This is a genomic window from Oscillibacter valericigenes, assembly GCF_016902445.1.
Taxonomy (GTDB): domain Bacteria; phylum Bacillota; class Clostridia; order Oscillospirales; family Oscillospiraceae; genus Oscillibacter; species Oscillibacter avistercoris.
The window spans coordinates 51,712-66,986 of the sequence record NZ_JACSNX010000013.1 but is presented as its reverse complement, the minus strand read 5'-3'; the positions used below and the strand labels follow the sequence as shown (position 1 = coordinate 66,986).

Below are 15,275 nucleotides of genomic sequence, written 5' to 3'. Positions count from 1 at the left end.
TGATGCCAAAGCCGCCCTGGCCCAGCACCCGGCCGATAATGTAGCGGCCGTTCAGGACCGTCCCGGCCCGCAGGGCCACGGGGAATTTCTTTTCATTTTCAGCCAGGTCGAAGCCGCAGTAGGGGCACGGTCCCTCCAGGACCTCCCGCTCCTGGAAGCAGTTGTAGCAGAGATGTTTGATGGAAGGGTCAGCAGACATTCCGAAAACTCCTATCTTGGATAATAACAGCGGGAGGGCGGGAAAACTCCCGCCCTGTCCGCGCACAGGCTCACAGATCCAGCAGCTGGGCCTTCTTGCGGTCGAATTCCTCCTGGGTGAGGATGCCGCTGTCCAGCAGCTCTTTGTACTTGCGGATCTCGTCCGCCGCGCCCCAGGCCGGCGGCTTGCGGGGCGGCGGGGACGGCGGAGGCGCCGGCCGGGCGTTTTTGTCCGGCAGAAGGCTGATGTGGATCATGGCCACGATGAACAGCATCCAGCCGTAGAACCACCACCTGCCGAAGGAGTAGCCCTTGTCCCGGGCGATATAGGCGGGGATCACCCCCAGCCCGGCGGCGATGATCAGGCAGAAGATCAGATAGGCTACCAGAAATTCCATCCAGAACTCCCCTTCCGGCAGGGCTCACAGGCCCAGCAGCTGCCGCTTTTTGGCGTCGAATTCCTCCTGGGTGATGGCACCCATGTCCAGCAGCTCCTTGTACTTGCGGATCTCGTCCGCCGCGTCCTGCACCACCGGAGCGGCCTGCGGCCGGGGCGGGGTCTGGACCGGCGGCTGATAGGGCGCGGCCTGCGGCTGCTGGGGCTGCTGCGGCGGGGAGAAGGGCATATCGCCCATGGGGGCCTTGGTGACGACGATGGCATTCAGCTTATCCTGCATCAGGATGGGCGGGATGATGCCGACGAAGATGGCCAGGATCAGGCACAGGGTGGAGAGGTCGGAGGAAATGCCCTTGGCGGCCGCCAGCTTGTCAATGCGCTGGGCGCTCTTGTAGATCCAGTAAATGCCGTAGAAGGGGACGAACATGCACAGCAGCAGCTTTTTCACCGGATCGCGGGGCGGCTCGTCAGCCACGCAGTTCAGCCGCCGGGTGGTGCGGTAGATCCAGATGAAGTACCAGATGCCGAAGGTGAAGATCAGCAGCAGCACGTGGGTGGACAGCTTGCAGTACGTCTCCGGTTCCAGCTCGCCGGGGGCGGCGGAAGGCGCAGGGCCGGGGTTGTAGGAAGGCCCCTGATACCCGGCGGTGCCGCCGGTGCCATAGGATGCGCCGGCAGCGGGAGCGGTCCGGACCGGCGCCTTGGGCAGGGTGGGCAGCAGCTGGCCCTCCGGCGCTGTGAACCAGGCGGCGGAGAACAGCAGGATTGCGGCCACCAGGCCGTAGGAGATGATGAGGGTAAACAGCAGCCGGAGGAACAGGCCGAATTCGAACCAGCCGAAGATCAGATCCCACACATAGGAGAGGAACATCAGCGCGGCGGCAGCCACCACGCAGACCGCGGGGACGAACCAGGCCTTCCGGGCGGTGTCCCGCAGGGCGGGGAGGGCATTCGACAGCAGGGCCGCGGCCATCAGGGTGATGCCCACCAGAGCCAGGGTCATCAGCAGCTCGGCCAGGCGGTTGGCGAAGGAGAGATGCGGGGTCAGCAGTGCCCGGAGCTCTCCCACTGCCATCACGCCGAAGCCCACGGCAATGAGGGCGGACCTTTTCCTCATCAGCAGCATCACAGCCAGGAAGGCCAGGGCCGCCAGCGTCAGGAGATTCCACAGCAGGCCGCCCACTGTGTAGTATTCCGGCAGGTACTCCATGGACTGGATGTAGTCCACCACCGTTTTCAGCGTGAACACCGCAGCCACTGCTGCGGCGATGCCGCCGATCACGTTGTTCGAGATCGTATTTTTCTGTACCATTTTCGTCACCTTGCCTCCGCAGCCCGCAGAGAGCGGGCGGGGAGGTCCTTTCCTTTCTCAATTCTCACTTGTGCTGCAGCGCGGGGACGCGGGATCCGGTCAGAACAGGGTCTTTTCGTTTTCTGCGAACAGTTTGTCATTGATGGCGTGCAGCTCCATGTGGTGCAGGATGCCGTATGTAATGATGGCGTCCCGCTTGCTCTTGGGGTACAGCTGGGCGTAGGCCGACTGCTTCAGCAGGCACTGCGTCTCTTCCAGCGTGGCCTCCAGCCCGATGCACAGGCACAGCAGCCGGTCCCGGGAGGGATTGCGCCGCCCGGAGAAGACCTGGTGGAGATACACCTCGCTCATGCCGGATTTCCGGGCCAGGGCGGCCTTGGAAACAGCCTTCCGCTCATACAGCTCCGCCAGAGACTCCGTGATGTTCTGCTCGGAAAAGAAGGCCTCGTTGTTGTGGATATAGGCGTCGATGTTGGGAGCACCCATCAGCTCCTGACCAAGGTCATCGGTGGATCTTTCCCGCATTCCACTCACCTCCTTTGACTTTATGCAGAAGATGCGATATACTATCTATAAATTTACAACGCTTTGCAGGCTGATACAATATGCTGGCTGCATAGGGTATCGGCTTTTTTTGTGAGAGGGGAATGGAGATGTACGAGTGGCTGCTGACCGCTTTGAAGCAGGCGTTCCGGGAAGAACGGCTGCTGAAGAGAAGCCCGCGGGGCAGTGTGCATCTGCTGCGGCACGAGGCCGGCGGCCAGCGGTTCGTCCTGCGCCGCTTCACCGGCAATGCCGAGGTCTACAGGCGGCTGCTGCACTGTACCTGCCGGAATCTTCCTGCGGTGTATGAGGTGGCCTCCCAGGGGGAGGAGAACCTGGTGCTGGAGGAGTACATCCAGGGGGACAATCTGGGGGATCTGCTGCAGGGCGCCCTGTTCACGGTGGAAGAGACCCGGAGCGTCGTCGACCAGGTCTGCCGGGCCCTGTGGGTGCTCCACGACCTGGCCGCCGTCCACCGGGACGTGAAGCCAGAGAACATCATTCTCCGGGGGAGCGAGGCCGTCCTCATCGATTTCGACGCCGCCCGGCTCTACAAGCCGGAGGAGGACACCGACACCCAGGTGCTGGGCACCGCCGGCTTCGCCGCCCCGGAGCAGTACGGCCTGTCCCAGTCGGACACCCGGACGGATATTTACGCCACCGGCATCCTCATCAACGTGATGCTCACCGGGGAGCACCCCTCCAAAAAGCTGGCGGAGGGCCGGATGGGGCGGATCGTCACCCGGTGCACCCAGGTGAACCCCAAAAAGCGGTACCAGAGCGTGCTGCAGCTGATGGAGGCTCTCTGATATGCAACAGGATCGAACGACCAGGCGCACATGCCCCTACTGCGGCGCGGAGCTGCCGGAGGAGGCCTCCTTCTGCCCCTTCTGCGCCCGGAGCGTCAACCAGCGGCAGAAGGTTTCGCCGCCATCGTACCGATGGCGGAAGGCCCTGCGCAGGGCCTTCCCCATCTTGCTCCTGGCCCTGGCGCTGGGGGCGGCGGGAGCGGGCTGGTACCTCTCCACCCGGCCCCAGGTCTACGACGACGGCGGCACGGGAGAGGTGATCTACACCGACGAGGACGGCACCTATCAGCTCCTCCTGAGCTGGCTGGATACTCCCTATGACCCCGCCCCCGTCATCACCCAGCAAGCGGAAAAAGACGATGAGTACACTTTCCCCGTCTGCCTTTTCATCCACCACAAGGACACCGGCACCAATGCCGGGGAGATTTTTCTGCGGAAGGTGGCGTCGGTCACGGCAGAGTTTGACACGCCGGACGATCCCTCCGGCTACATCACCTACGACCCGCCAGCCTACGACGATTATGCCCCCGACGCCGCCCTCACCAGCTTTACCCACTTTCTGGGCCGGGAGAACTCCGCCCAGGGCACCTGGACCATCACCATGGACAACGGGGACGTGATCCTGCTCCATCAGACACTCAATGTGGACCTGATCGAGACCGTGGACATCTATCCGGAGGACGTGCCCATGGACACCACAGAGGACCTTCAGGTTCTGGTGGACTCCATAGGGGACCGGGTGGGAGAATACGACGTGGTGAACATCCACCTGCCTGCCGTCACCTATGAGGGGACTCTGTCCATCACCGAACGGCCGGTGAACCTGTACGGCAATACGGATGGAGAGGGCCGCACCACCTTTACCGGCACCGTCCAGGTGAACCCGGGGGGCGTCAACTGGATCACCTATCTCTATGACATCGACTTCGCGGGCAGCGGCGACGGGATGGCTCTGACTACCGCCCGGCGGACCTGGACCATTGGCTGCCGTTTTACCGGGTGGCAGACTGCCATCCTGAGTCATGGCTCTGGGTACCCCGGCGGCATCGCCTACACCAACTGCTTCTTTGAGGGCAACGACATGGCCGTCCACTACAACACCAACCAGGTAAGCTTCTTCAACGGCGTCTCCCCGGACAACACCTTCCTCCACAACGGCACGGCCATCCTCATCGAGGGGGAGCCCACGGAGGACATTCTGGAACTGTCCGGCTGCCGGTTTGTGGGCAACGGCACGGACATCGATAACCCCTGCGGCCAGCCTTTGGACCTCTCCCAGGCCACCTTCCAGTAACTGAAAAAACTGACCGCCGCCGGACCCGGCCGGGTCCGGCGGCGGTCATTGTATGGAAGACAGCACCGGTCAGGGGCCTCTGCCAGCTGCGTTCGGACCAGATCCAAAAACCGCAGCACATCCTCCGGCACGTTTTTGGCGTGCGGCAGACCGCATGGCACGCCGAAGGACCCGCCCGCCGGCAGCGCAGCGAGTCCCGGATGGAGATCCTTCCATCACGCCGGGGCAAGGAGGACACTCCGGCCCGGCGCTCGTGCTGCCTGCGCAGAACGAAAGCGGCGGAGACCGCCGGGCGGTTGCAAAACCGGCCGGAATGCGATAAAGTATCAGAAAACAGACATGGAGGCGGTAAAATGGAATATCGTCAGCTTGGAAAGACCGGCCTGCTGGTCAGCGAGATCGGCATGGGCTGTGAGGGCTTTGTGGACAAGCCCTATGCGCAGGTGGAGAAGCTGGTGGACGCCATGGAGGCGGGCGGGGTCAACTGCATCGACCTGTACACCCCCAATCCGGAGTTCCGTTCCAACCTGGGCCGGGCCCTGCGGGGGCGGCGGGAGAAGTTCGTCCTCCAGGCCCACCTGTGCACCATCTGGAAGGACGGGCAGTACAAGCGCACCCGGGATCTGGCGGAGGTGAAGGAGGGCTTCAGCGACCAGCTCCGGCGGCTGGAGACGGACCATGCGGAGATCGGCATGATCCACTATGTGGACTCCCTGGCCGACTGGGAGACGGTGCGCACCGGCGGCGTCCTGGACTACGCCAGAGAGCTGAAGGCCCAGGGCGTGATCCGGGCCATCGGCCTCTCCAGCCACAACCCGGAGGTGGCCCTGGCGGCGGTGAACAGCGGTGCCATCGAGGTGCTGATGTTCAGCATCAACCCCTGCTACGACCTCCAGCCCGCGGGGGAGGACGTGGAGCAGCTGTGGAACGAGAAGAACTATGAGCAGCCCCTGGTGAACATGGCCCCCCAGCGGCAGGCGCTGTACGAGACCTGCCAGCGGCTGGGGGTGGGCATCACGGTGATGAAGGCCTTCGGCGGCGGGAACCTGCTCAGCGCGGAGCTCTCCCCGGCGGGAAAGGCCCTGACGCTCTGTCAGTGCCTCCACTACGCCCTGACCCGGCCCGGCGTGGCCTCCGTCATGTCCGGCGCCCGGAATCTGGAGGAGCTGAAGACCAGCATCGCCTATGAGACGGCGACGGAGGAGGAGCGGGACTATGCCGCCGCGTTTGCCGCCCTGCCCAAGATCAGCTGGGTGGGCCACTGCATGTACTGCGGACACTGCGCCCCCTGCCCTGTGGGCATCGACGTGGCCGGCGTCACAAAGTTCCTGAATCTGGCCCGGGCCCAGGGGGAGCTGCCGGAGACGGTCCGGGAGCACTACGCCGTGCTGCCCCACCACGGCGGGGAGTGCATCTCCTGCGGGGCGTGTGAGAAGCGGTGCCCCTTCGGCGTCCCGGTGATGGAGAATATGCGCCGGGCCGCAGAGGTGTTCGGAAGCTGAGCCTGGGAGGCCGGCGGATAAGGAGCGGCATCCCGGGATCTTTTGAATGGATGACCAGAGGAGACCCCATCCGTTGAGATGGGAAAAGGCCCTGGGACCATTACGGTCCCAGGGCCTTCCGCCGGAAGAGACCACCGGAGGGGCCGGAGATTATCTTTGTGAAGAACGCCCGGCCGGGCCTGAGCCGGCAGGGATCTGCATTTTTGAGAAAGCGGTGCTGCCTTACAGGAACACGGTCAGATCGTTCTCGTTATCCCCATACCGGTACTGGGACTCGGAGAAGTAGCCCTGCAGGAGTTTTACGGAGAGCTCGTCGCCTTCCTCCAGGGGGTTGAAGGGCGCTCCGCCCCAGGTGAAGCGCATCTGTGCCTTCCCGGTCTCCTCGGAGTACTCGGCGGTGATGTGCAGCTCATAGTCGCCGGCGCTGTTGGGGATCACGTTGGTGGCGCAGATCTCTTCAAAGGCCCGGCGCATGTTGTCCAGCTGGCGGCGGGGCATGAGCTGCTTCTCGCCGAACTGCTGGAGCTGCTCTGTGACGGCGATGAAATCGTAGTCCGGGCTGGTGATGGTGATCGAGAGGACCTTCAGACGCTTGACGAACGCCCGGGTCAGATCCCGCTCCGGGTGCTCGAAGATCTCCTCTGGAGCGCCGTCCTCGTAGATCACGCCCTGATCCATGTAGAACACCCGGGTGGACACGTCCCGCGCGAATTTCATCTCGTGGGTGACGATCATCATGGTGAGGCCCCGGGCCGCCAGCTGCCGGATGACCGTGAGGACCTCACCCACCATGGTGGGGTCCAGGGCGCTGGTGGGCTCGTCAAAGAGGACGATCTCCGGCTCCATGGCCAGGGTCCTGGCGATGGCCGCCCGCTGCTTCTGACCGCCGGAGAGCTCGTCCGGGTAGCTGAGCGCCTTCTCCGTCATGCCAACGGCTTTCAGAAGTCCCATGGCCTTTTCGTAGGCCTCCTGCCGGGGCATCTTCCGGATCAGAGTGGGCGCCAGCATGATGTTTTCGATGATGGTCAGGTGGTCAAAAAGATTGAACTGCTGAAACACCATTCCCATGCGGCGGCGAAGGGCGTTGAGATCCGCCTTCTTGTCGCAGATGTTCTCTCCGTGGACCAGGATGGCGCCGGATGTGGGCGTCTCCAGCCGGTTGACGCACCGCAGGAGGGTGGATTTTCCGGTGCCGGAGGGGCCGATGATGGTGATGACCTCTCCCCGATGGATGGAGGTGTTCACATCCGTGAGAGGGGTGACGTTGGGGAAGGCCTTTTTGAGGTGCTCGATCCGGATGAGCTCGCCCTCCTCAAACACCTGGGATGGGGCGGCCGGAGCGGCCGGGCGGTCAGCCGCGACTACACCCTTGGGAAGCCGCCGGGGACGGCGGCGGGGGTCGATGTTCAGCTCGATCCTGCCGATGGCTCCCGCCACGGCGGAGGAGATGGCGAAGTAGATGACGGCTGTGGCGATCAGGGGGAAGAAGGCCTCGAAGGTGCGGCTGCGGATCAGATCCCCTGCCCGGGCCAGGTCCTGGATGGAGATGTAGCCCACGATGGAGGTCATCTTGATCATGGACACCACTTCGCTCTTGTAGATCGGCAGCACATGGCGGACGGCCTGGGGCAGGACCACATGGAGGAAGCTGGCAGCCCTGCCGAAGCCCAGGGCGGACGCCGCCTCCCACTGGCCGCTGTCCACCGCGTTGATGCCGGTGTTCAGGGTCCCGGCCACGGCTACGGCGAAGATCACGGAGAAGGAGATCACTGCCACGGCGATGGGCTCGATGTCGGAGGAGGCAAAGATGACGAAGTTCACGATGAGGAGCACGACCAGGTTGGGCACGCCCTCCATGATCCGGCAGAAGACTCTGGCCGCACCGGACACCGCACGGCGCCGGCTGCGCAGCAGCAGGCACAGGCCAAAGCCGAGCGCCGTGCCCAGGATCCCTGAGAGCAGGGAGATCTCCAGCGTCACCAGCAGGCCGCTGAGGATCATTTGCCAGCGGTTTTCCCGGATGAACGTCTTTTCAAAGCTGGATCGGATGCTGTCCAGGAAGCCCTCCTCCGCAGGAGCCTCCGCGTTGGCCACGACCATGACAGTCCGGACGATCTTGTAGGGGTCGGAAAAGTCCATGGCCTCCCGCCGCTCCTCTGTGGCAAAGAGGTTGGACATGATGTAGTCCACCTTGCCGGAGGTGCAGGCGGGCATGATGCCGTACCAGTCGTACACGTCGATGATCAATTCCGCGTTGCACCAGAGGGCGAAGCGGTACATCAGCTCCAGGTCAAAGCCCACCAGCTCGTTGTCCTGATAGAAGGAATAGGGCTCTGCGGCGCCGGTGGTGCCGACCCGGATGGTGAAGTCCGGATTCTCCGGCACGGGGATCTCCGGCATCGTATAGTCGTGCTCCGTCTCCCAGCGGCGGTTCATGTCATCCAGGGTGCCGTCGGCCTTGATCTCGGCGATGAAGCCGTTGATGAGCTCCGCCGCATTGGAAAGCTCCGTCACCGGGCTGATGCCCACCGCCACGTCACCGCCCGTTCCCACGACGCCGTCAGGATGGAGGGTCACATCGCTGCGCTGGGACTCCACGCTGCTCTCATAGGCCGTCAGGTTCATGGCATATGCGTCCACCTTACCGGAGGTGACGGCCAGCAGGCCGTCAGTGGCACTGTTCACATAGACGATCTGGGCGTTTGGATAGGCGCTGCGGGCGTCGCTTTCGGTGGTCGTCCCCACCTCGGCGGCGATCACGGCGTCCGGTGCGTTCAGATCGATGGCCTCGCCGCTGTCAGTGCCGGCGCTGCTGCCGGCACTGCTGCAGGCAGCTGTCATCAGGCACACTGCGCACAGCAGCCAGACGACGGCACTTTTTTTCCAGATCCTGTCTGTTCTCATGCCGTTCACTCCTCTCCGGATCTTCAATGAAAAGGGACGCGCTCTCTGCCGCGATGATATCGAGGCCGGGCCGTCACTTGGCCGCGGAGCAGCTGCGGCGGACCGCTGCCGTTCCACGCCCTGAGAGCAAACGACACCGTTGAAAAAAATATATCATACCAGCTGGAAAGCGGCGCTTACTTTACAATTTTGTAAGGTTCATTCCCCTGCTTGCCCTCTGGTGATAAGATAAAAAGGGAAATTGTATGTCCGCGGCGGAGGGCGTCTTGCACCGGCGGCGCCGGAAATGCCGGGGAGCGCCCTGCACAGGATCGGAACGCCGGCATCGGGCCTGCGTACAAGCCGCCCTTCTGCACCGGCGGGAGGAGTGAACCATATGGAGGAGATCGCCATGACCATTACAAAAACTGCGGAAAACGGCACGCTGCGCATTGCCTTGGAGGGCCGCCTGGACACCAACACGGCGCCGCAGCTGGAGACGGAGCTCAAGACCTCGCTCTCCGGCATCTCGGAGCTGGAGCTGGACTTTTCCGGCCTGGAGTACATCTCGTCCGCGGGGCTGCGGGTGCTGCTGGCCGCCCAGAAGACGATGAGCAGGCAGGGGAAGATGACCATCCGAAACGTCAATGAGACCATCATGGAGGTCTTTGAGATCACTGGCTTTGTGGAGATCCTCACCATCGTCTGACGTGGAGGAGGAGACGTCCCATGGCTGATACAGCGGCACAGGACCGGGGCAGCGATCTGAGACAGGATGAGGCATTCCTGCGCAGAGCCTTTCATCGGGCCCTTCTGCCCTGTGTCCTGTCGATCCTCAGCGAGAACATCAATATTTTGGTGGATGGGATCCTGGTGGGGCAGCGGATCGGGACAGACGGCCTGTCCGCCATCAGCCTGTGTGTCCCGGTGTACCTGGTGCTGTGCGTGGCGGGATCTTTTTTGGTCTCCGGCACTGCTATCCAGGCAGCCAAGGCCATCGGGCGCCAGCAGCAGGAGCGGAGCCAGAGACTCTATCACACGGCGGTCTGGGCCTGCCTGGCTGTGTCCGGCCTGATGACTGCGGCTGGCCTCGCCCTCGGCGGTCCGCTCTCCGCCCTGCTGTGCGCGGATCCGGCCATCCGGCCTCTGGTGCGGGAGTATACCACCATCACGCTGCTGGGCGCGCTGCCGAAGATCCTGATCTATATCCCCTTCTGGTTCCTCCGCATAGACGGGCGGACAAAGCTGGTGGCCCGGATGATGCTGGTGATGGGGGGAGGGAACGCAGCACTGGACCTGCTCTTCCTCTATCCCCTGGACATGGGGATCGGCGGAGCTGCCTGGGCCAGCGTCATCGCCACGGCGGCGGCCTGTGCCATGGGCTTCTGCTGGCTATGCGGCCGGGACAGCAGCTTCCATCTGGGGTGGTCCGGGCTCACCGCCCGGGAGGACTGGCGGGAGATCGCCGCGACAGGGAGCCCGTCCGCGTTGAACAATCTGCTCCAGACCCTGCGCATGCTGACGGTGAATGCCCTGCTGATGGGAGCGGGGGGCAGCGAGCTGGTGGCAGTCTTTACTGCGGTCAACTGTATCAGCGCCTTTTCCCTGGCAGTGGTGGACGGGGTGCCGCAGGCCGCCTCGGCCATGCTGGGCATCTACAGCGGTGAGCGGGACAACGACAGCGCCGCTCTGCTGATCCGGCGGGAGCTGCGCACCGGCCTGTTCTGCTGCGGGATATTTGCCGCTGCGGCGATCCTCGGCGCCGATGCCATCGCCCTGGCCTACGGCCTGCCCGGCGGATCTCTGCGCCCTGCCATGGTGTGCCTCTCCGCCGGCATGTTCCCGGCCCTGGGGTGCAGCATCCTCTCCGGATACTATAACATCTCCGGCCACGTGGGCTGGGCCAATGCCATCATCACCTGCCGGGTGTTCCTGGCGGCCGCTGTGAGCCTCTGCGCCGCGCTGGCACTCGGCCTGAGTCCCTGGTGGTTCCTGATCCTCAGCGAGACCGTCACCCTGGCCCTGTGGGCCCTCGCCGTCTCCCTCTTCCGCAGGCGGCATCCGGAACGGACCCGGTACCTGCTGATGGACCGGTCCCTGGAGGAGGGCGGACAGGTGGCGAACTTCTCCGTGGCCGGAGACACAGCGCATATCTGCGAGGCCAGCGGCAAGATCGCCGGCTTCTGCCGGGAGAACCGCATGGAGCCCCGGCAGGTCATGCGCTTCAGCCTGGCCATTGAGGAGGTCATGACCAGGATCGTACAGGAGAACCCGGACACGGCCGTCCACTTTGATGTGCGGGTCTTCTCTGTGCAGGGGACCATGGGCATCCGCATCCGCTATGACGGGCGGGCCTATGACCCCTTTGACCCGCGGCGGACTTCCGGTGATGCGTACCTGGGCATCCAGCTCATCGCCGGCATGATGGAGCAGGTGGTCTATCAGAGGACCTTCGGCGTGAACACGGTGCAGCTTTTGCTCTGAGCGACAGGAGAGGCAAGCATGAAGACGGACTACATTTCGCAGGGAGCGGCGGCCATGGCCAGACTGAGACAGACTGCCGCCGCCGCCCGGCAGATCCAGAGAGAGCAGCTGCAGACCATCCTGCAGCAGAATGCCGCAGCGGCATATGGCCTGCGCCACGGCTTTTCCGGCATCCGCTCCCTGGCAGATTTTCAGAGCCGGGTCCCGCTCTCCTGCCACCGGGACTATGAGCCCTACATCCAGACGCTCCTCTCCGGCGGCACCCGGCAGCTGACAGCGGAGGAGCCGGTCTACTTTGCCATCACCTCCGGCAGCACTGGCACCCCCAAGTACGTTCCGGTGACTGAGACGGACATGTGCATCCACCGCGACTGCATCCACTGGGGCGTCTACGGCATGGTGCGGGAGCACTTCCCGCAGATGCCGCCGGAGGCGCTCTTCGGGAAGATCTTCCAGGTGGGGGAATTCGCCAGGACCCACCTGCCGGGAGGCCGGATGTGCGGCGTCCGGTCTGCCTCCCTGTACCAGTGGCTGGACAGGGAGGGGGGCTTCGACGCCTCAGACTACTGCGTGCCCAAGGAGGTCCTCTTCCCGGAGCGGGTGGAGGACCTGACATATATGAAGGTCCGCTTCGCCCTGGCGGAGCGGGGGCTCACCGCCATCCACAGCGTCTTTCTCCACCGGGCGGTGGGCGTTCTGGACTATATCCGGGAGCACTGGGATCTGCTGCTGCGGGACATGGCGGCAGGCACCGTGGATGACAGGATCCCCCTGGACGCGACCTGGCGGGAAAAGCTCCGCCGCTGGCTGCCCCCGGACCCCCTGCGGGCGGAAGAACTGCGGCTCATCCGGGCGGATCTCTGCCCGGATGGCATGGTGCGGCGGATCTGGCCGGATATCCGGTACATCCTGGGGATCGGCGGGGAAAGCTTTCCCGTTTACACCCGGGCCATGGAGCGATATGCCGGTTCCGTGCCCATCCACCACTTCATCTACGGCGCATCGGAGGGCTTCCTCAGCATCGCGGCGGGGGTGGGCGTCCCGGATGCCTACATCCTGCTGCCGGAGGCGGGATTCTTTGAGTTTCTGCCTGTTCCGGCGGAGACGGGGCCGCCCCGGACCATCGAACAGGTGGAGGTGGGGAGGCGATACGAGCTGGTCTTTACCAACCACTCCGGTCTCTACCGCTACCGGATGCAGGACGTGCTGGAGGTGGTGGGCTTTTTCGGGCAGGCCCCGGTGGTCCGCTTTTGCTACCGGCTCAACCAGGCTCTGAATGTGGCGGATGAGAAGCTGAACACCGAGCAGCTGCGGGACGCCATGGAGCGGTTCCGTGCACGTACAGGCCTCCCCATTGCCGCTTTCTGTGCCCAGGAGGACTATTCCCTCCGGCCGGGCAGATATCTGTTCTATCTGGAGAGCCCCCGGCTGGAGAACGCCGGGGCGCTGCTGGACCGGTGCCTGCAGGAGGCGAGCCTGGGTTATCGGGGATGCCGTGCCATGGGGGACATCGCTCCGGCCTGCGTCCGATTCCTGCCGCCCGGCAGCTTCCGGCGTTATGAGGAGGTCTTGGCCAGCTGCGGCCGGACCATGGCCCAGTACAAGCCTGTGCAGATCCTGCGGGATGCGGAGAGCCGGCGCTTTTTTGCCGCGGCTGCGGATGGATCTGAGAAGATGGGGGAAGCATGAAAGAGAAGATCTCCGGACTCTCCATAAAGCTCATCACCAGCGTGCTGCTGCTGAGCGTGCTGCTGTGCGCCGCCATCAGCTACATGGGCTACCGAGAGTTTACTACTGTGCTGGAGGATGAGTACAACCGCTCCGCCTATGAGATCGCGGAGACCGCCAAAAGCTACCTGGATCCGGACCGGCTGGAGCACTATCTGGAGACCGGAGAGATCGATGCGGCCTATCTGGAGATCCAGGACCGGCTGGACGCCCTGGTAGTCTCCACCAACAGCTACCTCATCTATGTGACTCGCCTCTCCAACGACTACACCACCAGCACCTATATCTTTGATGCCGTGCACCCGGACAGCGGCTTCACCCGCTATGCGCTGGGCTACACCGCTCAGGATATGGACCCGGCCTACCAGGACGAGGTGGAGCAGATCATGACCACCGGAGAGCGCAGCGCGGTCTACTTCTACTCCTACACCCAGGCCTCCGGCGCCCACACCACCGCGGGGATCCCGGTGAAGGACTCCGCCGGGGAGATCGTGGCTTTCCTGGGGGTGGAAAAGGCCATGACGGCCCTGGAAAACGCCCGGCAGACCTACGTGTGGAATGTCATGGGGATCACGGTGCTGGCAGTAGTCCTGTTCCTGGTGGTCTATATCGGCTTCCTCCGCCGGGAGGTGGTCTCGCCCATCCTCACCATCGCCGGAGAGGCCCGGCGCTTTGCCGAGGACAATGTGGCCCGGCTGGACCTGCTGGAGCAGATCCGGAAGAAGGACGAGATCGGCACGCTGGCCCGCGCCATCGGCAGGATGGAGACGGACATCGTGCAGTACGTGGAAAACCTCACTGCCGTCACCGCGGAGAAGGAGCGCATCGGCACAGAGCTGAACGTGGCCACGCAGATCCAGGCGGACATGCTGCCCCGGATCTTTCCGCCCTTCCCGGAGCGGGACGAGTTCGACATCTACGCCACCATGACCCCCGCCAGAGAGGTGGGCGGCGACTTCTACGACTTCTTCCTGGTGGACCAGGACCATCTGGCGGTGGTCATCGCCGATGTGTCGGGGAAGGGCGTGCCGGCGGCGCTGTTCATGGTGATCGTCAAGACCCTCATCAAGAACCACACGCAGACCGGCATGGCGCCTGACCAGGTCTTCGAGACGGTGAATCGCCAGCTGTGCGAGAATAACGAGGCGGGGATGTTCGTCACCGCGTTCCTCGGCGTTCTGGAGATCTCCACCGGGCGATTCACCTATGTCAACGCCGGACATAACCCGCCCCTGGCCGCCCTGGGGGGACGGCCGTATGACTGGCTGCCCAGCAAACGCGGCTTCGTTCTGGCGGGGCTGGAGGGTGTGCGCTACCAGCAGCAGGAGATCGTCCTCTGCCCCGGGGACAGCATCTTCTGCTACACCGACGGCGTCACCGAGGCGCTGGACCCGGCGGACGCCCTGTACTCTGAGGCACGGCTCCGGGCCTTCTTCCGCGGGAGGGATCTGGAGGGCCGTCCCCTGGCAGAGCAGCTGGATCTGCTGCGCCGGGACATTGCCGCCTTTGCCGCCGGAGCGGAACAGGCGGACGACATCACCATGCTGCTGCTGCGGATCAACAAAACCACCGGGAGGGATGAACATGGCTGAGATCACTGTCGCGGCGGCCCTGGACAGCCTGGACACCGTCCTGCGCTTTGTGGACGGACAGATGGAACAGGCCGGCTGCCCCCTGAAGCTGATGACCCAGGTGGACATGGCGGTGGAGGAGATCTTTGTCAACATCGCCCGCTATGCCTACCACCCGGAGGCGGGGGAGGCCAGCATCCGCTGCGAGGCGGGCGGTGACCCCTTCCGGATCGTCGTGGGCTTTGCCGACCGGGGGCGGCCCTTCAACCCCCTGGACCGGCCGGACCCGGATGTGACGCTGGATGCGGAGCGGCGGCAGATCGGCGGCCTGGGCATCCTGATGGCGAAGCGGCTGATGGACGACATCCAATACGAATACCGGGACGGGCAGAACATCCTCACCCTGCGGAAAAACGGATAGGCTCCGCCGGCGAGCCCTCTGCAGCTGAACCACCGGAAAAAGAGCGGGCGCTTTCTCTTGAGAAAGCGCCCGCTTGCTTTTTTGGCCGTCCGCACCGGCAGGCCGCGTATCCGCCGCCGGCAGCTCCCGCAGA

Annotated in this window: 13 protein-coding genes; 8 read left to right on the top strand and 5 right to left on the bottom strand. The window is 64.1% G+C overall.

Features of this window, described 5'->3' with window-relative positions:
* The 4 genes from H9X91_RS09355 to H9X91_RS09340 form a co-directional block, all read right to left on the bottom strand.
* Positions 1-199, bottom strand: a 199-nt coding sequence (locus H9X91_RS09355) for a hypothetical protein (protein WP_204804561.1), incomplete at its 3' end; no start/stop codon positions are given.
* A gap of 70 nt (positions 200-269) precedes the next feature.
* The gene (locus H9X91_RS09350; RefSeq protein WP_204804559.1) at positions 270-596 is read right to left on the bottom strand and encodes an SHOCT domain-containing protein; all 327 of its coding nucleotides are present in this window, start codon (positions 594-596) and stop codon (positions 270-272) included.
* A 24-nt stretch (positions 597-620) separates the two neighbouring features.
* A complete protein-coding gene (locus tag H9X91_RS14810) occupies positions 621-1,907 on the bottom strand; it encodes an SHOCT domain-containing protein (RefSeq protein WP_243414506.1) in 1,287 nt (428 codons plus the stop codon).
* Between the two features lie 99 nt (positions 1,908-2,006).
* A complete protein-coding gene (locus H9X91_RS09340) occupies positions 2,007-2,432 on the bottom strand; it encodes a helix-turn-helix domain-containing protein (protein ID WP_204804557.1) in 426 nt (141 codons plus the stop codon).
* 128 nt (positions 2,433-2,560) lie between these two features.
* On the opposite strand from H9X91_RS09340, the gene H9X91_RS09335 reads away from it, so the two are divergent.
* The 3 genes from H9X91_RS09335 (at position 2,561) to H9X91_RS09325 (ending at position 6,055) form a co-directional block, all read left to right on the top strand.
* Positions 2,561-3,259, top strand: coding sequence for a serine/threonine protein kinase (locus tag H9X91_RS09335; RefSeq protein ID WP_243414505.1), 699 nt, complete (start codon positions 2,561-2,563; stop codon positions 3,257-3,259).
* Position 3,260: 1 nt separating this feature from the next.
* On the top strand, positions 3,261-4,553 hold the full coding sequence (locus H9X91_RS09330) for a zinc ribbon domain-containing protein (protein ID WP_204804555.1): 1,293 nt from the start codon (positions 3,261-3,263) through the stop codon (positions 4,551-4,553).
* A gap of 353 nt (positions 4,554-4,906) precedes the next feature.
* Positions 4,907-6,055, top strand: coding sequence for an aldo/keto reductase (locus H9X91_RS09325; protein ID WP_204804554.1), 1,149 nt, complete (start codon positions 4,907-4,909; stop codon positions 6,053-6,055).
* A 222-nt stretch (positions 6,056-6,277) separates the two neighbouring features.
* Here H9X91_RS09325 and H9X91_RS14630 read toward each other — a convergent pair whose 3' ends face one another.
* Positions 6,278-8,959 carry an ATP-binding cassette domain-containing protein gene (locus H9X91_RS14630; protein ID WP_204804553.1) on the bottom strand — a complete coding sequence of 894 codons (2,682 nt, stop codon included), beginning with the start codon at positions 8,957-8,959 and terminating at the stop codon, positions 6,278-6,280.
* 376 nt (positions 8,960-9,335) lie between these two features.
* Here H9X91_RS14630 and H9X91_RS09315 point away from each other — a divergent pair, with 376 nt between their 5' ends.
* Genes H9X91_RS09315 through H9X91_RS09295 form a run of 5 tightly spaced genes read left to right on the top strand, consistent with a single transcriptional unit; the run spans position 9,336 to position 15,142 of the window.
* Entirely contained in the window at positions 9,336-9,647 is a 312-nt protein-coding gene (locus H9X91_RS09315) for an STAS domain-containing protein (protein ID WP_338111970.1), read from the top strand.
* A 20-nt stretch (positions 9,648-9,667) separates the two neighbouring features.
* Positions 9,668-11,422 (top strand): MATE family efflux transporter, encoded by a 1,755-nt coding sequence (locus H9X91_RS09310; RefSeq protein ID WP_204804552.1) that lies wholly within the window; start codon positions 9,668-9,670, stop codon positions 11,420-11,422.
* A gap of 18 nt (positions 11,423-11,440) precedes the next feature.
* A complete protein-coding gene (locus H9X91_RS09305; protein WP_204804551.1) occupies positions 11,441-13,111 on the top strand; it encodes a GH3 auxin-responsive promoter family protein in 1,671 nt (556 codons plus the stop codon).
* Positions 13,108-14,742, top strand: a complete 1,635-nt coding sequence (locus H9X91_RS09300) for a PP2C family protein-serine/threonine phosphatase (RefSeq protein ID WP_204804549.1) — start codon at positions 13,108-13,110, stop codon at positions 14,740-14,742. The genes H9X91_RS09305 and H9X91_RS09300 overlap by 4 nt, the downstream gene beginning before the upstream one ends.
* A complete protein-coding gene (locus H9X91_RS09295) occupies positions 14,735-15,142 on the top strand; it encodes an ATP-binding protein (protein WP_204804548.1) in 408 nt (135 codons plus the stop codon). Before H9X91_RS09300 ends, H9X91_RS09295 begins: the two co-directional genes overlap by 8 nt.
* The last annotated feature ends 133 nt before the right edge of the window (positions 15,143-15,275 follow it).